General features: G+C 73.1%; 19 protein-coding genes and 1 pseudogene. 14 read left to right on the top strand and 6 right to left on the bottom strand.

The window, feature by feature from the left end:
- Nucleotides 1-50 precede the first annotated feature (50 nt).
- Nucleotides 51-1,469 carry a helix-turn-helix domain-containing protein gene (locus ACFYZS_RS39665; protein ID WP_389024221.1) on the top strand — a complete coding sequence of 473 codons (1,419 nt, stop codon included), beginning with the start codon at nucleotides 51-53 and terminating at the stop codon, nucleotides 1,467-1,469.
- A 51-nt stretch (nucleotides 1,470-1,520) separates the two neighbouring features.
- On the top strand, nucleotides 1,521-3,479 hold the full coding sequence (locus ACFYZS_RS39660) for an APC family permease (protein ID WP_389024218.1): 1,959 nt from the start codon (nucleotides 1,521-1,523) through the stop codon (nucleotides 3,477-3,479).
- Here ACFYZS_RS39660 and ACFYZS_RS39655 read toward each other — a convergent pair.
- Nucleotides 3,379-4,650, bottom strand: coding sequence for a helix-turn-helix domain-containing protein (locus tag ACFYZS_RS39655; protein ID WP_389024215.1), 1,272 nt, complete (start codon nucleotides 4,648-4,650; stop codon nucleotides 3,379-3,381). The genes ACFYZS_RS39660 and ACFYZS_RS39655 overlap by 101 nt on opposite strands.
- A gap of 167 nt (nucleotides 4,651-4,817) precedes the next feature.
- On the opposite strand from ACFYZS_RS39655, the pseudogene ACFYZS_RS39650 reads away from it, so the two are divergent.
- The 7 genes and pseudogenes from ACFYZS_RS39650 to ACFYZS_RS39620 all read left to right on the top strand — a co-directional run.
- Nucleotides 4,818-5,039 (top strand): annotated as a pseudogene (locus tag ACFYZS_RS39650) (helix-turn-helix domain-containing protein); the annotation flags it as partial.
- A 277-nt stretch (nucleotides 5,040-5,316) separates the two neighbouring features.
- The gene (locus ACFYZS_RS39645; RefSeq protein WP_389024212.1) at nucleotides 5,317-5,736 is read left to right on the top strand and encodes a hypothetical protein; all 420 of its coding nucleotides are present in this window, start codon (nucleotides 5,317-5,319) and stop codon (nucleotides 5,734-5,736) included.
- Nucleotides 5,733-6,524 (top strand): transcriptional regulator, encoded by a 792-nt coding sequence (locus tag ACFYZS_RS39640; protein WP_389024209.1) that lies wholly within the window; start codon nucleotides 5,733-5,735, stop codon nucleotides 6,522-6,524. Before ACFYZS_RS39645 ends, ACFYZS_RS39640 begins: the two co-directional genes overlap by 4 nt.
- An 80-nt stretch (nucleotides 6,525-6,604) precedes the next feature.
- Nucleotides 6,605-7,051 carry a roadblock/LC7 domain-containing protein gene (locus ACFYZS_RS39635; protein WP_389024206.1) on the top strand — a complete coding sequence of 149 codons (447 nt, stop codon included), beginning with the start codon at nucleotides 6,605-6,607 and terminating at the stop codon, nucleotides 7,049-7,051.
- A gap of 108 nt (nucleotides 7,052-7,159) precedes the next feature.
- Entirely contained in the window at nucleotides 7,160-7,534 is a 375-nt protein-coding gene (locus tag ACFYZS_RS39630) for a hypothetical protein (RefSeq protein ID WP_389024203.1), read from the top strand.
- A gap of 179 nt (nucleotides 7,535-7,713) precedes the next feature.
- The gene (locus tag ACFYZS_RS39625) at nucleotides 7,714-11,304 is read left to right on the top strand and encodes a CDP-glycerol glycerophosphotransferase family protein (RefSeq protein WP_389024200.1); all 3,591 of its coding nucleotides are present in this window, start codon (nucleotides 7,714-7,716) and stop codon (nucleotides 11,302-11,304) included.
- A gap of 138 nt (nucleotides 11,305-11,442) precedes the next feature.
- Complete coding sequence (locus tag ACFYZS_RS39620; RefSeq protein WP_389024197.1) at nucleotides 11,443-11,928, top strand: VOC family protein; 486 nt, start codon at nucleotides 11,443-11,445, stop codon at nucleotides 11,926-11,928.
- A gap of 59 nt (nucleotides 11,929-11,987) precedes the next feature.
- Here the strand turns inward: ACFYZS_RS39620 and ACFYZS_RS39615 are convergent, their stop codons facing one another.
- Nucleotides 11,988-12,731 carry an NAD-dependent deacetylase gene (locus tag ACFYZS_RS39615; protein ID WP_389024194.1) on the bottom strand — a complete coding sequence of 248 codons (744 nt, stop codon included), beginning with the start codon at nucleotides 12,729-12,731 and terminating at the stop codon, nucleotides 11,988-11,990.
- 176 nt (nucleotides 12,732-12,907) lie between these two features.
- On the opposite strand from ACFYZS_RS39615, the gene ACFYZS_RS39610 reads away from it, so the two are divergent.
- Nucleotides 12,908-13,339, top strand: a complete 432-nt coding sequence (locus tag ACFYZS_RS39610; protein WP_389024191.1) for a hypothetical protein — start codon at nucleotides 12,908-12,910, stop codon at nucleotides 13,337-13,339.
- Nucleotides 13,340-13,371: 32 nt separating this feature from the next.
- The gene (locus ACFYZS_RS39605; protein ID WP_389024188.1) at nucleotides 13,372-14,226 is read left to right on the top strand and encodes a GNAT family N-acetyltransferase; all 855 of its coding nucleotides are present in this window, start codon (nucleotides 13,372-13,374) and stop codon (nucleotides 14,224-14,226) included.
- A gap of 93 nt (nucleotides 14,227-14,319) precedes the next feature.
- Here the strand turns inward: ACFYZS_RS39605 and ACFYZS_RS39600 are convergent, their stop codons facing one another.
- The 3 genes from ACFYZS_RS39600 to ACFYZS_RS39590 all read right to left on the bottom strand — a co-directional run bounded on the left by ACFYZS_RS39600 (nucleotide 14,320) and on the right by ACFYZS_RS39590 (nucleotide 15,936).
- Nucleotides 14,320-14,763 (bottom strand): SSI family serine proteinase inhibitor, encoded by a 444-nt coding sequence (locus ACFYZS_RS39600; RefSeq protein ID WP_030157864.1) that lies wholly within the window; start codon nucleotides 14,761-14,763, stop codon nucleotides 14,320-14,322.
- Nucleotides 14,764-15,000: 237 nt separating this feature from the next.
- On the bottom strand, nucleotides 15,001-15,462 hold the full coding sequence (locus ACFYZS_RS39595; RefSeq protein WP_389024185.1) for a Crp/Fnr family transcriptional regulator: 462 nt from the start codon (nucleotides 15,460-15,462) through the stop codon (nucleotides 15,001-15,003).
- Nucleotides 15,463-15,633: 171 nt separating this feature from the next.
- Nucleotides 15,634-15,936 carry a hypothetical protein gene (locus tag ACFYZS_RS39590; RefSeq protein WP_030157868.1) on the bottom strand — a complete coding sequence of 101 codons (303 nt, stop codon included), beginning with the start codon at nucleotides 15,934-15,936 and terminating at the stop codon, nucleotides 15,634-15,636.
- Between the two features lie 215 nt (nucleotides 15,937-16,151).
- On the opposite strand from ACFYZS_RS39590, the gene ACFYZS_RS39585 reads away from it, so the two are divergent.
- Nucleotides 16,152-18,083 carry a glycoside hydrolase family 5 protein gene (locus ACFYZS_RS39585; RefSeq protein ID WP_389024182.1) on the top strand — a complete coding sequence of 644 codons (1,932 nt, stop codon included), beginning with the start codon at nucleotides 16,152-16,154 and terminating at the stop codon, nucleotides 18,081-18,083.
- 226 nt (nucleotides 18,084-18,309) lie between these two features.
- Nucleotides 18,310-21,048 (top strand): DNRLRE domain-containing protein, encoded by a 2,739-nt coding sequence (locus tag ACFYZS_RS39580; RefSeq protein ID WP_389024179.1) that lies wholly within the window; start codon nucleotides 18,310-18,312, stop codon nucleotides 21,046-21,048.
- 66 nt (nucleotides 21,049-21,114) lie between these two features.
- Here ACFYZS_RS39580 and ACFYZS_RS39575 read toward each other — a convergent pair whose 3' ends face one another.
- On the bottom strand, nucleotides 21,115-21,522 hold the full coding sequence (locus tag ACFYZS_RS39575; protein ID WP_389024176.1) for a DUF3224 domain-containing protein: 408 nt from the start codon (nucleotides 21,520-21,522) through the stop codon (nucleotides 21,115-21,117).
- A gap of 147 nt (nucleotides 21,523-21,669) precedes the next feature.
- Here ACFYZS_RS39575 and ACFYZS_RS39570 point away from each other — a divergent pair, with 147 nt between their 5' ends.
- Complete coding sequence (locus ACFYZS_RS39570) at nucleotides 21,670-22,659, top strand: helix-turn-helix transcriptional regulator (RefSeq protein ID WP_389024173.1); 990 nt, start codon at nucleotides 21,670-21,672, stop codon at nucleotides 22,657-22,659.
- Nucleotides 22,660-22,747 lie beyond the last annotated feature (88 nt).

The raw sequence follows: 22,747 nt of genomic DNA, 5'->3' as shown, positions 1-22,747 counted from the left end.
CGACCACGTCCTGCGACCGGTCCCACAGCCGGGCCGAGGACGTCCTCAAGGTGCATCGGCTGGCCCACTCCGGCGGCTCGGCCGCCCTGTTGGACTGGCTCGCCGCCCGGCTGGGCGGCTGGACCGGCGTGGTGGACGCCGACGCGGCCGCCGACGCGGGTCCCGGGCTCGCCGTCCGGGGGGCCGCGGAGCTGAGGACCCGGGGCGTGCGCTCGGCCGTCCTGCACGGCGAGCGCTCGGCCGCGCTGCTGTTCGCGCTGGACGGCGGCCGCGCGCTGGCCGCCGTACTCGACCTGCCGCACGACCCGGGAGCGCCCGCGCTGCTCGCGGACGCCGCCGCGGCGCTGGCCTTGGTCCTGCGCGCCGAGGAGGCCGAGCGGCGCGAGGAGCGGGCCGAGCTCGCCGAATCGCGGGCCCGCGAGGCCGTCCTGCACCTGCTCATGAACGGCCGGCTCTCCACCGCCCACCAGATCGCCGAGGCGCTCGGCCCCTCGCTGCCCGATCCGCTGCGGATGTACGTCGTGGAGTGCCGGGCCGGGCAGCGGGGCGAGGTGGCCCGGATCTGCGGGGAGCTGACGGGCGGCCGGGCCTGGGTCGTGCGCTGCCCGGTGTACGTGCGCCACCTCATCGCCCTGGTCCCGGCCGGTCCCGCCGGGGGCTGCGCCGAGCACGATCCGCTGGCGCAGGCCCTGGTGGGCGCGGACAGGGACCGCGTGGTCGGGGTCAGCGGGCGGCTGCTGCTGCGCGAGGCCCCGGCCGCGTACACCCAGGCCTTCCACGCCCTGGCCGTGGCCCGCGGCCGCGCCGGGGGCCATGCCCGCTTCGGCCCCGGGCCCGAGCCGGAGCTGGCCGCGCACGCGGTCGGGACGGGCTGGGCGCGGGCGCGCCTCGCGCCCCTGCACACGTACGAGCCGCGGCGGCCCCAGGACCCGGGTGCGCAGGAGCTGCGGGCCACGGCCCATGCGTGGCTGAACTTCGGCCCGCACGCGACGCGGCTGCTGAAGATCCACCGCAACACCCTGGCCACCCGGCTCCGCCTGATCGGGTCGGTTCTCGGTACGGACCTCGCACGGCTGCCCGGCCAGGCGGAGCTCTCGCTCGCGCTGCGGCTGACCCCGGGCGGACCGGGCGCCTCCCCGGAAGTCCCGGTCGGAGCCCCGGCCGATCTGGACGGAGTACTGCGCCACCGGAACCTGGCGGTCTGGGCCCGCGCGCACCTGGCGCCGCTGAGCGGACCGGACGCCCCGCCCGGCGCCCGCGAGACCGTACGGGCGTGGCTGCGCCACGACGCGCACCTGGTCCCCGCGGCGGCCGCGCTCGGCATCTCGGTACCGGGCACGCGCAAGCGGCTGGCCCGGGTCGAGGAGCTGCTGGAGCGCTCGCTCCTCCGGTCGCCGAGCGCCCGCCACGACCTGTGGCTGGCCCACCGGGCCGAGGAACTGGCCGGGTCCGCGGGGTGCGTGGCATGACACAGTCCCGATAAGGGACGAAGTGCATGAAACATGCACGATCATGCCGGGATGAGGCGTATCAATCTGAAGCGCGTGCTGGTGGGTGAACCGCTCGACACCGCACGACTGGGCGAGACACTGCTGCCCAAACGGCTCGCGCTGCCGATCTTCTGCAGCGACCCGCTCTCCTCCGTGGCCTACGCCACGGAGGAGATCCTGCTGATCCTCGCCCTCGGCGGCGTGGCGCTGCTCCACCTCGCCTGGTACGCGGCCGCCGCCATCGTCTTCCTGATGATCGTGGTCGTCGCCTCCTACCGGCAGACCTGCTACGCCTATCCGGGCGGCGGCGGTGCGTACATCGTCAGCTCCGAGAACCTCGGCCAGACCGCCGCCCTGACGGCGGCCAGCGCGCTGCTCGTCGACTACGTCATGACCGTCGCGGTCTCCGTGGTCTCCGGCGTCGACGCCATCACCTCCGCGATCCCCTCCCTCAGCGACCACGAAGTGGGCCTGTCGGTGGGGTTCGTGGTGCTGCTGATGCTGATGAACCTGCGCGGCGTCCGGGAGTCGGGACGCATCTTCGCCATTCCGACCTACGGCTTCGTCCTCGTCATCTACCTCATGTTCGCGGTGGCGGCCGTCCGGCTCGCGACCGGCGACACCATCCGCGCCGAGTCCGCCGATCTCCCGATCACCGCGGAGGGCACGTTCACCGGTCTGGGCCTGGTCCTGCTCGCGATGCGCGCCTTCGCCTCGGGCTGTACGGCGCTGACCGGCGTCGAGGCGATCAGCAACGGCGTGCCCGCCTTCCGGAAACCCAAGAGCCGCAACGCCGCCAACACCCTGGCCGCGATGGGAGTCCTGTCGGTGACCATGTTCCTCGGCATCACCGTCCTCGCCATGGTCTACCAGGTGCACGTCGCCGCCGACCCGACGGAACTGGGCCTGCCGCCCGGCACGCCGATGTCCACCGCCCTCGCCCAGATCGGCCGCGCCACCTTCGGGAACTGGCACTTCCTCTTCTACCTGCTCCAGGCCGTCACCGCGGGCGTGCTGATCCTCGCCGCGAACACCGCCTTCAACGGCTTCCCGATGCTCGCCTCGATCCTGGCCAAGGACCGGTACGCGCCGCGCCAGCTCTTCAACCGCGGCGACCGGCTCGTCTACTCCAACGGCATCGTGCTGCTCGCGCTCGCCGCCATCGCCCTCATCGTCGCCTTCGACGCCCAGCTGACCCGCCTCATCCAGCTCTACATCATCGGCGTCTTCGTCTCCTTCACGCTCTCCCAGTCGGGCATGGTCCGGCACTGGCGACGCGAACTCGCCTCCCCGGCCACGCCCAAGGGGGAGCGGATCCACATCCACCGCCGGCTGGCGATCAACGCGGTCGGCGCCACCCTGACCGCCGTGGTCCTGATCATCGTCCTGCTCACCAAGTTCACGCACGGCGCCTGGCTCGTCGTCATCGCGATGCCCCTGCTCTTCTTCGGCATGAAGGGGGTCCGGCGGCACTACGACCGGGTCTCGGCCCAGGTCGCCGTCGCCTCGGGGGTCAAACCGCGCAAACCCTCCCGCCACCACGTGGTGGTGCTCGTGGCCAACGTGCACGCCCCGACGCTGAAGGCACTGGGCTACGCGCAGGCGCTGCGGCCGGACACCCTGACCGCCGTCACCGTGGCCGCCGACGAGGAGGACGCGCGCCGGCTGCGCGAGGCCTGGGCGGAGCACGACCCGGGCGTACCGCTGAAGATCCTGCACTCCCCGTACCGCGAGGTCGTCGGGCCGGTGCTCGCGCACGTGCAGGAACTGGCCGCCGCCGAGGGCACGGACATCCTGTCCGTGGTGATCCCGGAGTACGTGGTGGGGCACTGGTGGGAGCAGCCCCTGCACAACCAGAACGCCTTCCGGCTGAAGGCGAGGCTGCTGTTCACCCCGGGGGTCGCGGTGATCGACGTGCCGTACCTGCTGGAGTCGGCCCGGCCGGCGGAGACGGCGGAGACGGCGGAGCCTGCGGAGCCGAGGAGGTAGCCGGGGCGTTCACGCGCTGGAGGACGGCCGCATGGGCCAGTGCCAGCTCCACCACGTGCGCCGGGTCGGAGAGCGTGCGGCCGGTCAGCTGCTCCAGGCGGCGCAGCCGGTTCGAGACGGTGTTGCGGTGGCAGTACAGCCGCTGGGCGGCGTACGTCGTCGAGCCCTGGCAGGTCAGCCAGGTACCCAGGGTGGTCAGCAGTACCCGGCGGTCCTCCGCGGGCAGTGCCAGCACCGGGCCGAGCACCACCTGCCGCAGCCGGCCCGCGAGCTCGGCCTGGGAGGCGACCAGCGCGGCGGGCAGCCGCTCGTCGAGCAGGGCGGTGCACGGGCCGCCGGGCGCGGGGGCGGCCCGCAGCGCGAGCGCGGCCAGCCGGCGCGCCCCGGCCAGGTCCGCGGGGGTGTCCACCACCGGGCTGACCCCGGCCCGGGCTCCGAGCGGGCCGAGCATCTCCCGTACGGACTCCAGCGGATGGTGGCCCAGCTCCACCAGGCCGGTCTCCCCGTCGGCGCGGATCCGCCACAGCACGCGCAGGCCGTCCGCCTCGGGCGGGCCGTCCGGGCCGTCCGGCCCGCCAGGGCCGCCCGAGGCGGACGCCGCGAGCACGACGACGGCGAAGCGGCCGCGTTCGGGAAGCCCGAGCCGCGCCGCGGGCCCCTGCGGGGGGCCCGCACCGTCGAGCAGCGCGTCCAACAAGGCCGCCCGGTGCTCCCGGTCCCGGTCGGAGCGGGCGGCCTGCGTGCGCCGGTACGCGTCGGCCACGGCGTCCGTCAGCTGGTCCAGTACGTCCCACAGCACCGGTGCGGCCGGCAGCAGCCGGGGCAGCGCCGCCGGATCGTGCGCGGCCACCGCCTCGCCCAGGGTCTGCCACACCATGCGGCCGCCGCGCCGGCAGGTGCGCAGCAGCGAGTCGAGCGGCAGGCCCTGTTCGGCCAGGAGCGTGCCGGCGGCGCGGGCGTCGGCGAGCTCCACGGGCAGCCCGCGGATGCCGCGCTCCAGGCCCTCGACGGACTGCCGGAGGCCGCGGCGGATCCGCTCGCGCAGCTCGGCCCGGCCGAACAGGGCGGCGTAGGCGGGATCCTCGGCCAGCGTCCGGTCGGCGAGCCGGTCCGCCGCCACGGTGATCCGCCGGGACAGGTCCTCTCGTATCTCCTCGATGATCCGCTCCATGACGGGCAGGGTGACACGGGGGAGGGGCCGGTGGGGAGGGCCGGGACCGAGCCGGGTCCGACGGCGTGTCCGAATCACTGCATGTGTGCGCGAGTCAGCTGGGATTGCGGGCCGGGAGCGACTTTCATGGGGGTGCCAGGACTCGTACCGGAGCAGGGGGAGTATTCATGGTCACCGACGGCGGTCAGAAGGACAGCGAGAGCGCACCCACCCTGATCGGTTCCGTGCAGCGGGCGCTGCGCCTCCTGGAGGCGATGTACGCCGAGGGCGGCGCGACGGCGAAACGGCTCGCGCGGCTCACCGGGATTCCGCTGCCCACCGTCTACCACCTGCTGCGCACCCTCAGCCACGAGGGGTACGTCGAGCGCGAGGGAGGCGCCTTCCGGCTCGCGGAGCATCTTCCGCTTGCTTCGTGAGCCCCCGGCCGGGCCCCTCGGTGCGCCCCGCGCGCCGCGTGCGCCCCGTGCGCCCTCTTGCGTGACCGACGGCCGTGATCAACATTCGTGATCAGAAGTCGACGGGTTCCGGCCACGCAGCCATGCGGTTCTGTGCATGTTCCCGCGGAAAATGCCAGAAGCCCCTTCCGTGCAGTGGAACGTGAGTAAGTTCCCTCCTGTCGCGCCGTAGACCGTGCACTTCGCACGTCTGGCCGGGAGGGGAGCCCGCGTGCCCGGGATCGACGAATGCCTGCTCGAAGCCATGGCCCTGCCTGGTGCGCGGGGGGCCGCGCTGGTCGACTGGAGCAGCGGACTGGCCCTCGGCACCGCCGGGGACTCGCCGGTCGGCGACCACGAGACCACCGCCGCCGAGACCGCCGAGCTCGCCAGGGCGGCCGCCGAGTACGAGTCCTTCGCCCAGCCGGCGCCGGATTCCGCATCGGGCGGAGCCGCGGGCGAAACGGGCCTGGGCCTCCCCGTGGAGGATCTGATCGTCACCACCCGCACCGGCTACCACGTCCTGCGCTTCGTCGAGACCAGTTTCGACAGCAGCGTCTTCCTCCACCTGTGGCTGGACCGCACCGACGGCAACCTCGCCCTGGCCCGGCACAGACTCCGCATCCTCGCCGAGGGACTGGTCCTCAGATGACCGCCGCCCAGATGAGCGGCCTCGCCGCCGTCGCCGTCTCCCCCCTCCTGACCCGGCTCGCCGCCGAGCGCGCCACCGGCGCCCTGCTCCGCGACCGCGGCACCCTCTTCCTGGAGGACGGCCGCATCGTGCACGCCGAGAGCCCCGCCACCCCCGGCCTCGACGTCCTCCTCACCACCGGCGGCGGCCTCGCCCCCGAGCGCTGGCGCGAGGCCGTGGACCGGGCCGGCGCCCGCCGGCAGGTCGCCCGCTTCCTCGTCGACAGCGGGGGACTGGCCGGCGGCGAACTGGAGATCTGCCATCTCGCCGCCATCTTCGACGCCGCCTTCTTCGCCCTGTCCCCGGGCACCGGACCTTCCCGTTTCCGCCGCGGGGCCACCCACTGGATCGGCTCCGTCCGCTCGGTCCCGGCCGCCGCCGTCGAGCGGGAGACCCGGCGCCGGCGGGAGCTGCTCGACGCCGTGTGGCCGTACCCGCTGCTGGACACCTCCCCGGTGGTGCCCCGGGCCGCCGCCCCCGGCCAGACCGTCACCGCCCGCCAGCGCACCCTGCTGGCCAGGGCGGACGGCGTACGGACCCCGGCGGACCTCGCGTGGCTGCTGGGCCGCCCGGCCTTCCACACGCTGCTCGACGTACGGCGCCTCGCGGCGGCCGGGCTCGTCGAGACCCCGCACGCTCCGGTCCTGGCACCGGTGGAAACACCCCTGCCCGACTGGATCACCGAGACCCAATCCCCGGACGTGGCGCTGCTCCGCCGGTTACGCGACGCACTGGAGGCAAGCCTGTGAGGCTCCCGCTGCGACCGGCTCTGCGCTCCGAGCGCGCCGACCGCCTCGAGCGGAGGCAGCCGGAAAGGAGAAAGGCCGACATGAGCACGGCGATGGTGCCCCCCGAGGCGGAAGCGGACATACTCGCCGAGCTCCGCAGGCTGCGCGCCCGGGTCCCGCAGCTGACCGGCGCCCTCGCCGGCAGCGCCGACGGCCTGGTCCTCGCGCAGGACAGCGCGGCCACCGAGGTGGAGTCCGTCGCGGCACTGACCGCCGCCGCCCTCGGCGTGGCCCAGCGGCTCAGCGACTGCACCGGCCAGGGCGGGTTCCGCGAGCTGCTCATACGCGGCGAACACGGATACGTGGCCACGTACGCCGCCGGGGACGCCGCCGTCCTCACCCTGATCGCCGAACCCCGCGTCAACGTCGGCCGGCTCCATCTGGAGGCCCGCCGCTCCAGCCTTCGCATAGCCGAGCTCATCGACCAGGTCCTCGGGCGCCGCGGCCCCGAGGTCCCGCACGTCCACGTCAGTACGGACCAGGCGTAGCCGGTACTGACGAGGCACCCCGTGAGGGGTCGCCGCACATTGCGTGAAATCGCCTGAAATTCGCCAGAACCCAGAGACCAGAATCCAGAGAAAGAAGAGGAGCCACTCATGGCCAACGTGGAGACCGCCCTCAAGGAGATCCTCGCCACCATCGACGGCGCGATCGGCGCCGCCCTGGTCGACTACGGCAGCGGCATGGCCCTCGGCACGATCGGCGGCGGCAAGGACCTCGACCTCGGGGTCGCCGCGGCCGGCAACACCGACGTGGTCCGCGCCAAGGTCCGCACGATGGAGCTGCTCGGCCTCAAGGACGAGATCGAGGACATCCTGATCACCCTCGGCACCCAGTACCACCTCATCCGGCTGATGAAGAGCCGAGACTCCAAGGGGTTCTTCCTCTACCTCGCGCTGGACCGGGGCCGGGCCAACCTCGCGATGGCCCGGCACCAGCTCATGAAGATCGAGGCCGAGCTCGAAATCTGAGCAGACGTTCGGTCCGACCCCGACGCCGAGGTGGCGGGCGGCTGAATTCTTTGCCGTCCGCCCCGGGAGTCGCGGGTCATATGTCCAGGATGGGGGGACTTTATCATCCCGTTACCGAGTAGGATGCTCTCATCACCTGATCATCGAAATAGCTTGAAACGCTGGAGAACCCGCCACCCATGCCCCCGCGCCTGAGCATCGTCGTCCCCGTCTACAACGTCGAGCTCTATCTCGACGAGTGCCTGGAGTCCATTGCCGCCCAGACGTTCGACGACTTCGAGTGCATCCTCGTGGACGACGGGTCCACCGACACCAGCGCCGTCATCGCCAAGGCCTTCGCCGCGCGGGACAAGCGTTTCCGGGTCGTCATGCAGGAGAACGCCGGACTCGGCGCCGCCCGCAACGTGGGCGCCCGCCACGCCTCCAAGGACAGCGAGTACCTGGCCTTCGTCGACAGTGACGACACGATGCCGGACTACGCGTACGAGCGCCTGATCGCCGCCCTCGACGAGACCGGCTCGGACTTCGCCGGCGGCAACGTGAAGCGCTTCCGCTCCGTCGGCATGCAGCAGTCCTGGGGCCACCGGGCCGCCTTCGCCAAGACGCAGCTGAAGACCCACATCTCCAAGTTCCCGGCGCTGGTCACCGACCGCACCGCGTGGAACAAGGTCTACCGGCGCACCTTCTGGGACGAGCACGGCTTCCAGTACCCCGAGGGCATCCTCTACGAGGACGCCCCCGTCAGCATCCCCGCGCACTACTTCGCCTCCAGCGTCGACATCCTCAGCGACTGCGTCTACCACTGGCGCGTGCGCGAGACCGGCGAGCGCTCCATCACCCAGCGCTCCACCGACCCGGTCTCCCTGATCGACCGCGTCACCTCCGTCCGCCTGGTCCGCGAGGCCCTCAAGGCCAAGGAGGGCGCCAAGTACGTCCGCTACCTGCGCGACTACGACTACAACGTGCTGAGCGAGGAACTCCCGCTCATCTACAAGTACGTCGGTGAGGGCGGCGCAGACTTCCGCGCCGCCTTCGTCAAGGAGGTCGGCGGCCTCGTCCGCGAGATCGGCACCGCCCCCTGGTCCGACCTGACCGTCGCCGACCGCCTCAAGGCCTACCTGGCCCGCGAAGGCCGCGTCGAGGACTTCATCGCCCTCACGCAGCACCAGAGCGACTACTCCTACAGCGTCCCCGTCAAGGGGCTGGCCCGCCCGCAGGCCGACTACCCGTTCCTGCACGGCCGTCCGCCGGTCCCCGCCAAGATCCTCACCCTCGGCCCGCGCGAGCGCCGCGTCGTCAGCCGCCTCGAGCAGGCCGTCTGGAGCGACGGCAAGCTGCTGCTGCGCGGCTACGCCCTGCCCGGCCACCTCGGCGCGGAGAGCCGGCTCGGCTCGCGCAAGATGCTCGTCTTCCGCGAGGGCGGCAAGCGCCGCCGCACCGTCGTCACCGCCCGTACGGTCGCCTCCCCGATGGCCACCGTCAACGCGCCGCACCTCGCGCTGCGGCACGCCGACTGGGCCGGCTTCACCGCCGTCGTCGACCCCACCGCCTTCCAGTCGGGCGGCAAGTGGATCGACGGCATATGGACCACCTCCGTCGCCGTCACCGGCGCCGGCGGCCTCCACCGCGCGCGCCTCAAGGGCGGCGAGTCCGACTCCGGCCAGAACCCGCCCGCGCACTGGGTGACCCCGGACGTCCGCATCGTCCCGAACTCCACCGGCGCCCTCACCATCCAGGTCGAGACCGTCCGGGCCCGCGCCCTCGACGTCCGCCCCTCCGGCGACGACGCCGTCGAGGTGTCCGGCGAGCTCGCCGCCGAGATCGGCGCCGGCGCCACCCTGCGCGCCGAGCACGTCTCCACCGCAGCCGTCCTCACCCTGCCCCTGGAGACCGCCGCCGCGAGCGGCTCCGGCGGCGCCGGCCGGATCCCGTTCACCGTGCGCGTACCGCTGGCCGAGCTGGCCGCCGTACCGGACGCCGAGTGCGAGCCCGGCGAGTGGACCCCCGAGCCGTGGAGCCTGACGGTGGTCGCCGCCGACGGCTCCGAGCACCGCCTCGCGCACGACGAGCGCGGCGGCTTCGCCGGCCTGGTCGTGCCCCTGGCCGGCGGGGACGCCGGCCGCGCCCTCTTCGCCAAGCGCGGCAACACCGGACACCTGACCCTCTCCGTGCAGCCCTCGCCGCCGCTCGTCGACTCGGTCACCGGCCAGGACGGCACCCTCACCGTCAAGGGCCGGTTCGTCGCGCCCGTCGACGAGCCGTACGAGCTGGTCCTGCACGACGCCCACGGCACCGAGTTCAGCTACCCGGTCACCCGGGACGGCGAGCGCTTCGAATCCACCTTCGAGCCCGTCCTCCCCGAGTCCTACGCGGGCCGCACCACGCTGCCGAAGGGCCGCTGGTGGCCCACCCTGCGCCCGCTCGCCCAGGCCGGCACCACCGCGGGCCTGCTCGGCGTCGACCGCGGCGCCCCCGTGCAGTTCGCGCCCACCGCCCTGCACGCCGGACCGCACGCGATCACCGTCGAGGGCCGCCGGATGCGGGTCGAGGCCCGCTTCTACGACCGCATGGTGCTCGTCGCCGACCCGCTGCTCAGCCCGCACGACCGGTCCCGGTACGCCCAGCGCGTCACCCGCTACGAGACCTACCCGGCGCAGCGCGCCCTGCCGGTCAAGGACATCGCCGTCTACGACACCCACCAGGGGAACGGCACGGGCGACGCGCCCCGCGCCATCCACGAGGAGCTGCTGCGCCGCGGCGAGAAGCTGGACCACGTCTGGCTCGTCCGCGACGGCCGCGCCGAGGTCCCCCCGACCGCCCGCGCCGTGCAGTACGACAGCACCGAGGCCTGGGAGGTCCTCGCCCGGGCCCGCTACTACGTCGTGAACGACAACGTGCCGCGGCGCTTCCAGCGCCGTGCCGGCCAGGTCGTCGTGCAGACCTGGCACGGGACGCCGATCAAGGAGATCGGCCACGACTTCATCCACGACTACTACACGAGCCCCGAGATCCTCGAGGGCCTGGAGCACGACAGCGCCCAGTGGTCGCTGCTCGCCTCCCCGAGCTCGTACGCGACGCCCCTGCTCAAGCGCGCCCTCGGCTACCAGGGCGAGGTCATCGAGTCCGGCAGCCCGCGCACGGACGCGCTCGTCAAGCCCGACGCGCAGCGGATCGCCGAGGTCCGCCGCCGGCTCGGCCTGCCCGAGGGCAAGAAGGTCGTCCTCTACATGCCGACCTGGCGCGAGAACCGCGAGGGCTGGTCGGGCGGCTACAAGCTCGACCTGCAGATCGACCTGGACGCGGCCCGCCGCGAGCTGGGCGAGGACCACGTCCTGCTGGTCCGCGGCCACCACCACGTGACCGAGCAGGTCCGGGACTCCGTCCGCGACGGCTTCGTCATCGACGTGTCCCGCTGGCACGACGCGACGGACCTGCTGCTCGTCGCCGACGTGCTGATCTCGGACTACTCCTCGGCGCTGTTCGACTTCGCGCTCACCGACCGGCCGATCCTGCTCTTCACGTACGACCTGGAGCACTACCGGACCACGCTGCGCGGCTTCAACTTCGACCTGGAGGCGAAGGCCCCCGGCCCGCTGCTCGCGGACTCGGCGAGCCTGATCGAGGCCGTGCGGGGCGTGGACGCGATCGGGGCGGAGTTCAAGGAGGCGCGGGCCGCGTTCCGCGCCGAGTTCTGCGACCTGGACGACGGCGGCGCCGCCGAGCGCGTCGTCGACCGGATGCTCTCCCTGGCGGCCAAGCCCGCGGTGTAAGCCGTTGGAGTGCAATCAGGACGCGTTGCAGACCGGCCCCGGGCCCACCGATGAATTTCGGGCCCGGGGCCGGTCTGTATAGGAGCGAGAAGGTGCCCCACCGCACGGACTCGACCACGCACCCGCCTGGAGGCAGTCATGAGCAGCAGCAACGGATTCACCACGTGCCTGTGGTTCGACGGAAACGCGGCGGCCGCCGCCGACTACTACGTGTCCGTCTTCAAGGACGGGAAGATCGGACGGACCGGCTACTACAACGAGGCGGGGCCGGGCCGGGCCGGTGACGTGATGGTCGTCGAGTTCGAGATCAACGGCCAGAAGTTCATCGGCCTCAACGGCGGCCCGCAGTTCCCCTTCACCGAGGCCATCTCGTTCCAGATCCACTGCGCCGAGGAGACGGAGTCGGACTACTACTACGACGAGCTGACGAAGGACGGCGGCCAGGAATCCGCCTGCGGCTGGGTCAAGGACAAGTTCGGGGTGTCCTGGCAGGTCATCCCGCCCGGCGCCATCGACCTGATCACCGACCCGGACCCGGGGCGGGCCACCCGCGCCACCGCGGCCATGATGAAGATGAAGAAGCTGGACGTGGCCGAGATGCGCCGGGCGGCCGACGCCGGCTAGGGGGTGTCCGCAAAGTAGCGCCGGGCTCCGCGGGGCAGGCGGGACTTTGCGGACACCCCCTAGGGCGTGTCGGAGCCGAGGCCGCCGATGCGGGCCAGCAGGGCCGGGAGGGCGGTCCCGATCGGCTCGCGGATCACCTCGTCGGCGAGGGAGTCGTACGGGGTCTCCTCGGCGTTCACGATGATCAGGCGGGCCCCCGCCTCGGCGGCCATCCCGGCCAGCGAGGCGGCGGGCTGCACCTGGAGCGTCGTCCCGACGGCGATGAACACGTTCGCGCCCTTGGCGACGGCCACGGCCTGCGCCAGCACCTCGGGATCGAGCCGCTGGCCGAACATCACGGTCGCCGACTTGAGGATCCCGCCGCAGGCCAGACAGGCCGGGTCCGGCTCCCCGGCGGCGACCCGGGCCAGCGCCTCGTCCATCCCCGACCGGGCGTGGCACGCCGTGCAGACCACCGACCGGGCGCTCCCGTGCAGCTCGAACACCTTGCGCGGCGGCATTCCGGCGAGCTGGTGCAGTCCGTCCACGTTCTGCGTGATCACCCGGACCGGGGTACCGGCGCGCTCCAGCTGCGCCACGGCCAGATGCGCGGCATTCGGCTGCGCCCCGAGGGCCCCGACCTCGGCGCGCATCCGCCAGGCGCGGCGCCGGATCTCCGGATCCGCCATGTAGTACGAGTACGTCACGAGCTTCTCGGCCTCGGGATCCCGGCGCCACAAGCCCTGCGGCCCCCGGTAGTCCGGAATCCCGGAATCGGTGGACATCCCGGCCCCACTGAACACTGCGACAAGCGGCTTCCCCATGGTCCCGACCTTACGTACGGCCGGTCCGCGACCGCGACCGCATTAAGGCCCGACGCCTGCCGGCGCGCCCCGACGCGTCCGAGAGGGCCCTTCCTGCGGTGAATCCCGCCCCCCACAGGAGTGAGATCCGCGGCCCACCCCTGCCCGTGAAGACGCCCGGCGGTTACACATCCCGCATGAAGACCACCCCGTACAGCCTCGGTGCCCTGCTGCTGACCCTGCTCGCCCTGTCGGCCCAGGCCCCCGCGGTGGCCGCCGCCGACCCCACCCCGGTCGGCGCCCGCCACCGGCACACCGCCTCCGAGATCAGCACCTTCCTCACCTCCTTCTACGGCCACCACGGCCCCTCCGCTGGCGACCGTGACCAGCTCGTCTCGCAGCAGCTCAAGGAGAAGCAGGCGCACTCCCCGGGCTCGGACGTGCTGCTCTGCGCCCAGAACGAGCCCCGGGACATCGTGGTCGGCGCGGTCACCGTCGCCCAGTCGGCCGGGGTCGGCTGGGCCACCGTCACCACCCACTGGTCCGCGGACCAGACCGACACCTTCACCGCTTACGTGCGCCTCGACTCCCGGCCGATCAAGCTGGACGACGTGATCTGCGCCGGCTGACCGCCCGTACGCCGTCTGGTACAACACCGGACATGACGGGATTCGAGATCGGCGGCGCGAGCGCCGCCGACATGGAACTGATCCGCCGCTGGGCCGACGAGGAAGGGTGGAACCCGGGAGACTCGGACCGCTTCGCGTTCGCGGTCGCCGATCCGGCCGGCTTCCTCGTCGGCCGGATCGACGGAGAGCCGGTGGCCTGCATCTCGGCCGTGCGGTACGGGTCCGCCTTCGGGTTCATCGGCTTCTACATCGCCCGTCCCGCCGTCCGCGGCCGGGGTTACGGGATCCGGCTGTGGCAGGCCGGGATGGAGCGGCTCGAGGGGCGGCTCGTCGGCCTGGACGGGGTGGTCGACCAGCAGGACAACTACCGCAAGTCCGGGTTCCGTTCGGCCTGGAACAACGTCCGCCACGAGGGGGTGCCGCGGCCGAACGGCTCGGGCGGCGGCGGAGCCGGGTTCGAGGTGGTCGACGCAGCCTCGCTGCCCTTCGGGCTGCTCGCGGCCTACGACCGCCGGTTCTTCCCCGAGCGGCGCGACGCCTTCCTGTCCGCCTGGACCGGGCTGCCGGGCCGTACCGCCCTCGCTGCCGTCCGGGGCGGCCGGATCGAGGGGCTCGGCGTGATCCGCCCGTGCAGCGGGGCCTCCCGGATCGGCCCGCTGTACGCCTCCACCCCGGAGGTCGCGGCCGCCCTGCTGCACCGGCTCGCGGAGCACACCCCCGACGGGGCGGTCGCCGTCGACGTGCCCGACGCCAATCCGGCGGCCACCGCGCTGCTGGCCGGCTTGGGGCTGGCCCCCTCGTTCGAGGCCGCCCGGATGTACACGGGGCCCGCCCCGGAGGTCGAACTGTCCGGGCTGTACGGGGTGACGAGCCTCGAACTGGGCTGACGGACGCGGGGCGCGGGGCGCGGGACGGGCCTTCGGGCCGGATGCCGGGCGGCGGTCGCACGACGCCGCCCGGCCGGTCGTGTCGTGCCGGGGTCAGAAGCCGAACAGCGCGCCGCTGGTGTGCCGCAGACCGCACGGGTTGCCGAAGGTGTACGAGTAGCTCAGCCGGCGGCCCTGCCACACCCCGTCCGCGGTCACCGTCATCGGGTTCCACTCCCGGGTACAGTCGACGCCCGGTCCGGGCGCGGCGACCGCGTCCAACTGGTGTGAGTTCGCCCGCAGTTCTGCGCACGCGGCGGCCGGGGACGGGTGCGTCCCGCCCGGAGTCGGCGCGCAGACCAGCGTGACGGCGCGCATCACCGTGCCGTACGTGGTGTCCTCCCCGGCGGTGATGCTCAGGACGAGGGCGGAGGGTGCGTACAGGCTCTCCGCCCCGGACGGTGCGGCGTCGGCAGCTCCGGGCCAGGCCAGGGCCGTGAGAGCGGTGAGCGCCATGGCGGCGGAACCGAGGCCGAGACCCTTTGCGATGGACCGCATTTCGAACTCCCTTGAGTGGTTGCTTCGGATAGCGGACAGGAGTCTTGCCGACACGGGCCGTGAACGCCCGTTCGCACCCCCATTTTTCGTCACCGATCGTAAGCGAATGTATGCAGACCGCAGCGGTGGGGGGTGTGCTGACCTGTGGGGGAGCGGATCGCCGAAACGGCCGAACACACGCGCTGAAACATTTCCCGGGGGCGGATCCGCCCCCGGGAACGGGTGTCGACCGGCGCGCTAGCGGGCCGTCGCGATGCGCGGGGCGTACAGGTCGATCAGCCGGGTGCGGGTCTGCTGCAGGCGCAGCGCCAGCACGCGTCCGACCCAGTGCCCGATGGCGGAGCCGAAGGCGGGATCGGCGTCCATCAGCATGCGTACGGCCGTCGCGTCGAACTCGTACGAGCGCACCGGGGTCATCGCCTCGGCGCTCAGCTGCCAGGTGTACGGAGGGAAGAGCCAGGACCAGCCGACGAGTTCCCCGGGGCCGAGGTTCTCGACGGGTGCGGGGCGGTGGGCGGGCAGCGGGATCTGGAGCGTCACCGTGCCGGATCGCACGATCCAGAAGGACTCGGCGCGCGCGCCCTCCTCGAAGATCCTCGCACCCTCGGGGAAATTGACCTCGCGGGCCTGGGACATCAGCCGCCCTCGGTACTCGGCGGAGAGGACGGCGGCGATTCGGATGGGGGAAGGTGTGCTCACGACGGCCTCCGATCAGGGCCCCCCGCTACCCCCAGTGTGACCGACACCCGGACGAATCCGGGCGCGGCGCATCACCCGGTTATTCGAGTACCCCACGGGCGGCCCCGCACGCGCCCCCCGAGGCCACGGCGGCCGACTCCCGGAAGTCGGCCGCCGACGCCCCGCGAGGGGTCATTCCTCGGCGTTGGCCTCCAGGCAGGCCAGCTCCATCGCGTCGAGGACCGCCTCGTGGCTGCGTCGGCTCAGCTCGGCGACGTTCTCGATCTGCGCCGTGGCCCAGGCCGCCAGGGTCATCACCAGGACGCGCAGTCCGTCGGTGCCGTGCTCGGCCAGGATCGCGTCGGCGACGATCATCGCGTCCTCGGGCACCTGCTCCGGCGGCTCCAGGCCGGCGAGCCCGCGCAGCATCGTGAGGGTGCGGCGGGAGATCTCCGGCGTCATCCTCGCCAGCCGCATGTCCTCTTCCTCGTCCATCCGCCCACCCTCCCGTTCGGTCCCGTCCCCCCAGGGCACGGTAGGCGCTGACGGCCCCGCGCGTGGCCGTTTCGCCAGGGTGGCCGCACGTAAGGGAGCGGCCCGCGCCGCGGTGGGCGCAAAGTCGGTGCCCATGTGGGTTCCATGGTCGCCGACCGGCCGGTAACTTGGCCGCGGCATCAGCCAGTTGCCCCATCCCCCCTCGCAGGAGCGACATGAAGAGCCTCATCCGCGCGCTGTCCGGCGCACTCCTGCTGATGGCGGGAGCACTGCCGGCGGTGGCCGCACCGACGCCCGCCGCGGCCGCACCGGGCGCACCCGCGCCCGTGTCCGCCTCCGCGCCCGCGGCCGACGCGTGGACCCCGCCGCTGTCCACCCGCGGCCGCTACGTCGTCGACGCCCAGGGCAACCGATTCCGGCTCCGCTCCGGCAACTGGGACGGCGCCCAGGGCTCGTGGAACGGCAGCGGCGACCGCAACGACCCCGCCACGCACCACGCCGGCCAGAACTCCAACGGCATCCCGATCGGGCTCGACCGGGTCCCGCTGGCCACCCTGCTGGCGGACTTCCGGGCCCTCGGCCTCAACAGCATCCGGCTGCCGTTCTCCAACGAGATGCTCCGCACCACCGCCCCCGTCCCGGACGCGGCCGTCGCCGCCAACCCGGCGCTGCGCGGCCGCACCCCGCTCCAGGTCTACGACGCCGTGGTCGCCGCGCTGACCGACGCGGGCTTCGCCGTCATCCTCAACAACCACACCGTCACCACCCGCTGGTGCTGCGGACTCGACGGCAACGAGCGCTGGAACAGCGGCCGGTCCACCGCCCAGTGGGCGGACGACTGGGTGTTCCTGGCCCGCCGCTACCGCGACAACCCGCGCGTGGTCGGCGCCGACCTCTACAACGAGGTCCGCCGCGACATGCTCGACGACCCCAACTGGGGGCTCGGCGACAACCACGACTGGCAGGCGGCGGCCCAGGAGGCGGGCGACCGGATCCTCGCCGAGGCCAACCCGAACCTGCTCATCGTGGTCGAGGGCATCAACTGGACGGGCATCCCCGTGGACGGTTTCGCGCACGGCCGCCCCACCCTCACCCCCGTACGCACCCTGTCGCACACCCTCGTCGTCTCCAACAAGCTCGTGTACTCGGCCCACTTCTACGGGTACACCGGCCCCCGGCACAGCGGCGCGACCGGCCTGGGCGAGACCCACGACCTCCGCTACCAGGACATGAGCCGGGCCCAGCTCGAACAGACCCTCTACGACCAGGCCTTCTACGTCTCCGCCGAATCCGGCACCCACTTCACCGCGCCCGTCTGGGTCAGCGAGTTCGGCATCGGCGCCGACGAGACCGGCGCCCTCCCGCGCGCCTGGTTCCAGAACCTGACCGGCCATCTGAACGCCATGGACGTCGACTTCGCGTACTGGCCGCTCGTCGGCTGGAGCACCACCGCGCAGGGAGCCCCGGGCGGAGACTCCTGGGCGATGCTCCGCTACGACGCCTCCGGCCGCCGCTCGGGCGTACTGGACGCGGGCGACTGGCGCACGCAGCAGTGGACGGCCCTCGCCACCCCCGGGCGCACCGGCCAGATCCCCGTCACCCCCTCCTGGTACCAGCTGACCACCGACCACCGCGACCACAACGCCTCGCTGCGCACGCGGGCCACCGGTGACTGGGACAACGGGGCCCGCAAGGCGGTCTGCCCCGACGGCTCCGGGCTGGCCGGACTCGGCCACACGGGCGGCCGCGGCCTGTGCGCCACCTCCGACCTGCGGGCCGCGACGGGCGGGCACACCGTGGTGCGCGACGAGGCGTACGTCCCCCCGGGCGGCGACTGGGCCGGCGGCTATACGAAGTTCCAGTGCCCGGCGGGTCAGTTCCTGATCGGATACAGCCTGCGCGGCGAGCGGGTCTCGGCGGCCCTGTGCGCCCCGAGCCGGACGGCCCTCCCGGCGGGCGGCCGCACGCTCTGGTTCGACCGCGGCGACAACCGCCCGCCCGGGGCCCCCGGCGGCGAGTACGCGTACGGGGACTACAAGGGCCAGTGCCTGCCCTCCGAATACGCGGCGGGCATCGCCTTCACCACCCGCGCGGCCTCCCGCCCGGGCCCGGCGGCCCTCCTCTGCCGCCCCCTGCCGTCCGCCTGACCCCGGGGGTCCGCCCCGGCGGACCCCCGGCCGCCTCCCCATCAGGAATGATCATGGCGAGAAGGAGTCGTCGGCCCGGGAGGCCGTCAATTTGGCATCCAATGCGTCAAGAGGGGTGAACGGGGGTGCGAACGGGCCTAGTGTGCGCCCGTACGCACGGTCGCGAACGGCAGCTGTACAGCTGTTTTCGGCCACCACAGCACAGTGACACCGAACTGGGGGGTTCATGCGTAGATCCAGAGGGTTCGCGGCCGCTCTCGCCCTGTCCCTGGCCGGGACCGGCGCGGGAATGGGCCTCGGCCTCGTCCCGCAGGCGGCGGCCGTCACCCCGCCCGTGGCCTTCACCGCCGACGCACTGTCCACCTGGCAGCCCAACGGCGTCGTCTGGGCCCTCGCCGAGGCGGGCGGCACCGTCTTCGTCGGCGGCACCTTCTCCGCCGTCCGTCCTCCTGACGGCGACGGTTCCGGCGCCGCGGAGCAGTCCGCGGTGAACTTCGCCGCGCTCGACGCCGCGACCGGCGCCCCGACCTCCTGCCACCTGTCCTTCACCGTCGGCGGCGGCACCGCCACCGTGCGCGCCCTCACCCTCTCCCCGGACAAGCAGACCCTGTACGCGGGCGGCTACTTCGGCGCCGTCAACGGCACCCCGGTCTCCAGCCTCGCCGCGATCGACGTGGCGACCTGCACCGTCAAGACCGGCTTCCGCCCCGCCTTCGCGGCCACCGTGCGGGCCCTTGCCGTCACGGAGGACACCGTCTACGCGGGCGGAGACTTCCTCACCGTCGCGGGCCAGCCGCGCGAGCGCTTCGCCGCCGTCGACGCGGCCGACGGTGCGCTGCGGCCCTTCACCGCCGACGCCGACGAGCCCGGCCGCGCCGTCGAGGTCACCCCCGACGGCCACCACGTCGTCCTCGGCGGCGACTTCTTCACCGTCAACGGCGCGAACACGCACGCGCTGGCCGTCGTCGACGCCACCAGCGGCGCGCTCACCAAGACGTACGCGGGCTTCATCGAGACCAACTCCGTCGTCAAGGACATCGCGACCGACGCGAGCGGGTTCTACACCGCCAACGAAGGCACCGGCGGCGGCGTCTTCGACGGCCGGATCGCGCTCAACCTGAGCGACTTCAACCAGCGCTGGCGCGACACCTGCCTCGGCGCCACGCAGGCCGTGCTCCCGTACCAGAACGTGCTCTACAGCGCCTCGCACGCCCACGACTGCTCCAGCGTGGGCGAATACCCGGACGGGCAGCGCCACCACCTCCTCGCGCAGCCGACGACCAGCGTCGGCAAGCTGGGCTGGGCCCCCGACACCAACGACGGCATCGGCGAGGGCATCGGCCCGCGCGTGATGGCGGTCGGCTCCAAGGGCGGCGTCCAGTACCTCTGGGTGGGAGGCGAGTTCACCACCGTCAACGGCTCCGCGCAGCAGAGCCTGACCCGCTTCGCCTCCACCGGCGACACGGGCGCGCCCACCGTCCCCGTCGCGACCGCGGCGAGCTTCAAGCCCGGTGAGGTGCAGGTGCGCTGGCGTACCAGCCTCGACCTGGACGACAGCACGCTGACGTACCGGATCCACCGCAATGGCTCCGGCACGCCCATCGCCACGGTCACGGCCGATTCGCTGTTCTTCAAGCGCCCGCAGGCCTCCTGGACCGACACCACCGTCGCCGCGGGCCAGTCGTACACGTACCGGGTGACGGCCACCGACGCGGCCGGAAACACCAGCGCCCTGTCGGCGACCGCGAGCGTGACCGTCCCGACCTCGGTCGACGCGTACCCCAACCAGGTCCGCGCGGACGGCGCCCAGCTGTTCTGGCGCTACGACGACGCGGCCCTGCCGAACGTCGCCGACTCCTCCGCGGGCGGCAACCAGAACGGCGTGCACCTGAACGCCCCGGCCCTGCGCCAGACGCCCGGCGCGGTCTCGGGCGCGAGCACGGCGATCGGCTTCAACGGCACGGACAACCGGGTCTACGGGGACCAGCGCCAGAGCATCGGCGGCAGCTACACCATCGAGACCTGGTTCAAGACGAACACCACCCGCGGCGGCAAGCTCTTCGGCTTCGGCAACAACCAGGTGCGCGGCAGCAATCAGTACGACAAGCACATCTACATGACCAATGACGGGCGCCTCGTCTACGGCGTGTACACCGGAGCCACCCGCACCATCACCACCGGCGCCGCGTACAACGACAACAAGTGGCACCACGTCGTCGCCACCCAGGGACCCGGCGGCATGGTCCTCTACGTGGACGGCGCGCAGAAGGGCACCCTGGCCGTCACCACGCACGAGAACTACGCCGGCTACTGGCACGCCGGCGGCGACAGCCTCGGAGGCTGGCCGAACCTCCCGACCGGTGAATTCTGGGCGGGCCAGCTCGACGAGACGGCCGTCTACCCGAGCGTCCTGAGCGCGGCCCAGGTCCAGAACCACTACGCCCTGGCCACCGCCCCGGCCGACTCGGTCGTCCAGGTGCAGGCCGCCGAGGACACCTACGCCAACGCCGGCGCACCGGACACCAACTACGGGAGCTCGTCCTCGCTCGCCGTACGGGGCAGCTCGCTGTACGCGAGCTACCTGCGCTTCAACCTGCCCGCCGCGCCGGCCGGCACCGTGCTGAAATCGGCCTCCCTGAGCGTGAAGACCAGCACGATGAGCGGAGCCGGTACGGCGGACACGGTCTCGGTGGTCCCGGTCACCGGCGCGTGGACGGAGGCGGGAACCACCTACAACAACCGCCCCGCCACGGGCGCCCCGGCCCTCGGCAGCTTCGCCGCGATCCCGGACGGCTCGGCGGTCCACACCACCGGACTGAGCACCGCCGCCCTCGCGGGGGCGCTCGGTACCAGCTACGGCCTGGCGCTGACCAGCCCCGGTACGGACGCGCTGTGGCTGTGGTCCTCCGAGGCGGCGGCCAACGAGGGGACGCCGCAGCTGACGCTGACCTTCGGCGCGCCGTAGGCGCGACCGACGGGAGCGGATGCGACGGGGGCGTGGGCCGGTGCCGGCCCGCGCCCCCGTGGCCGTCTACGCCACCGCGTAGGTGAACTCGTAGGCGACGGACGTGTCGCCGTGGCGGTACGTGAACGCACCGGAGCCCGACAGTCCGGTCAGCTCGCCCGAACCGGAACCGGGGACCACCTCGAACGTGCACCGGGTCCCGGAGGCGTCGAAGGTGCCGCGCTGCTCCAGGACGAAGGCTCCCTTCCGTCCGTCGACGGCGCCGACCAGCAGCTCCAGACCGGTGTAGGAGCCGGTGGCCTGCCCGGTGTACGTGATCGTGTAGCCGGCCCGGGTCGCCCCGGCCTCGATACCGCCCGCGAAGGCGTTGACGACCGTCGAGCGGGCGAGGCGCGGGGTGGAGTCGGCCGGGGCGATCGGCTGCTCCTCCCAGTCGGCGAACGTGAAACGGCCGGTGGTGGTACGGGCGGACATGGCGGACCTCCTGGTTCACGGCCGGGCGGGATCGTTTCCCCCGGCGCGAGAACAGCCTCTCCGGCATACCTGACACCTCCTGTCAGGTATGCCGGCAGCCCGGCCGCGACGGCCCGGCCGCGACGGCCTGCCGGACACAATGGCCCCATGCGCGCCGACCGGCTCCTCTCCCTGCTCCTCCTGCTGCAGAACCGCGGCCTGATGACCGCACCCGAACTGGCCGCCGAGCTGGAGGTGTCGGTCCGTACCGTCTACCGGGACATCGAGGCCCTCGGCGCCTCCGGCGTCCCCGTCCACGCCGACCGCGGACCGGCCGGCGGCTACCGGCTGATGGACGGCTACCGCACCCGGCTCACCGGCCTCACCGACGCCCAGGCGGGCTCCCTCTTCCTCGCCGGCGCGCCCGGACCCGCGCAGGACCTGGGCCTCGGCGCCGATCTGGCCGCCGCCCAGCTCAAGCTCCAGGCGGCGCTGCCCGCCGCCCTCGCCGACCGGGCCCGCCGCCTCCGGGACCGCTTCCACCTGGACGCCCCGGCCTGGTTCCGCGATGCCGACCCGGTCCCGCACCTCGCGCAGATCGCCCAGGCCGTCTGGGACCAGCGCGTACTGCTCACCCACTACCGGCGCTGGAGCGGCGAGGAGCGGACCGGGCACCCGCTGCACCCGCTCGGACTCGTCCTCAAGGGCGGCATCTGGTACCTCGTGGCGCGGGCCGCCGACGAGCGCGTACGCAGCTACCGGGTCTCGCGGTTCCTCGCCGTGGACACCGCGGAGGAGGGCTTCGAGCGTCCGGCCGGCTTCGGACTCGCGGAGTACTGGGCCGAGTCCGCGCGCCGCATGGAGCAGGCCACCCGGCAGGGGACCGCCCGGCTGCTGCTGTCCCCGCGCGGGCGCCGGCTGCTCCCGATGCAGTTCGGCGCCGCCGGTGTACGGGCCCTGGCCGGGGCCGGGGCCGCCGAGCCGGGGGACCCGGCGGGCTGGATCCGCGTCGACCTGGAGGTCGAATCCCAGGCGGTGGCGGTCGGCGATCTGCTCCGCCTGGGCACCGAAGCCGAGGTCCTCGCCCCGCCGGAGCTCCGCCGGGCCCTGGCGGACACCGTCGCCGCGCTGGCCGAGCGGTACGGGCGTCAGACCTAGGGGGTGTCGTCAAAGTCCCTTCTGGCCGGCGGGGTCCGGCACGCGCGCTCGCCGCGTTGTCGTCGGTCGACGACGCGAGCGTCGCCTC

Source organism: Streptomyces sp. NPDC001903 (assembly GCF_042891345.1).
Taxonomy (GTDB): Bacteria; Actinomycetota; Actinomycetes; order Streptomycetales; family Streptomycetaceae; genus Streptomyces.
Note: the sequence above shows the minus strand (reverse complement) of the source record. Positions and strands in the feature narration are given on the sequence as shown.

Excerpts from the sequence above, each read along its gene's own strand:
- ACFYZS_RS39625 (WP_389024200.1), top strand. The coding sequence starts at position 7,714 with ATGCCCCCGCGCCTGAGCATCGTCGTCCCCGTCTACAACGTCGAGCTC.
- ACFYZS_RS39620 (WP_389024197.1), top strand. The coding sequence starts at position 11,443 with ATGAGCAGCAGCAACGGATTCACCACGTGCCTGTGGTTCGACGGAAAC.
- ACFYZS_RS39640 (WP_389024209.1), top strand. The coding sequence starts at position 5,733 with ATGACCGCCGCCCAGATGAGCGGCCTCGCCGCCGTCGCCGTCTCCCCC.
- ACFYZS_RS39655 (WP_389024215.1), bottom strand. The coding sequence starts at position 4,650 with ATGGAGCGGATCATCGAGGAGATACGAGAGGACCTGTCCCGGCGGATC.
- ACFYZS_RS39580 (WP_389024179.1), top strand. The coding sequence starts at position 18,310 with ATGCGTAGATCCAGAGGGTTCGCGGCCGCTCTCGCCCTGTCCCTGGCC.
- ACFYZS_RS39630 (WP_389024203.1), top strand. The coding sequence starts at position 7,160 with ATGGCCAACGTGGAGACCGCCCTCAAGGAGATCCTCGCCACCATCGAC.
- ACFYZS_RS39660 (WP_389024218.1), top strand. The coding sequence starts at position 1,521 with ATGAGGCGTATCAATCTGAAGCGCGTGCTGGTGGGTGAACCGCTCGAC.
- ACFYZS_RS39605 (WP_389024188.1), top strand. The coding sequence starts at position 13,372 with ATGACGGGATTCGAGATCGGCGGCGCGAGCGCCGCCGACATGGAACTG.
- ACFYZS_RS39615 (WP_389024194.1), bottom strand. The coding sequence starts at position 12,731 with ATGGGGAAGCCGCTTGTCGCAGTGTTCAGTGGGGCCGGGATGTCCACC.
- ACFYZS_RS39575 (WP_389024176.1), bottom strand. The coding sequence starts at position 21,522 with ATGTCCGCCCGTACCACCACCGGCCGTTTCACGTTCGCCGACTGGGAG.
- ACFYZS_RS39590 (WP_030157868.1), bottom strand. The coding sequence starts at position 15,936 with ATGGACGAGGAAGAGGACATGCGGCTGGCGAGGATGACGCCGGAGATC.
- ACFYZS_RS39570 (WP_389024173.1), top strand. The coding sequence starts at position 21,670 with ATGCGCGCCGACCGGCTCCTCTCCCTGCTCCTCCTGCTGCAGAACCGC.
- ACFYZS_RS39610 (WP_389024191.1), top strand. The coding sequence starts at position 12,908 with ATGAAGACCACCCCGTACAGCCTCGGTGCCCTGCTGCTGACCCTGCTC.
- ACFYZS_RS39635 (WP_389024206.1), top strand. The coding sequence starts at position 6,605 with ATGAGCACGGCGATGGTGCCCCCCGAGGCGGAAGCGGACATACTCGCC.
- ACFYZS_RS39585 (WP_389024182.1), top strand. The coding sequence starts at position 16,152 with ATGAAGAGCCTCATCCGCGCGCTGTCCGGCGCACTCCTGCTGATGGCG.
- ACFYZS_RS39600 (WP_030157864.1), bottom strand. The coding sequence starts at position 14,763 with ATGCGGTCCATCGCAAAGGGTCTCGGCCTCGGTTCCGCCGCCATGGCG.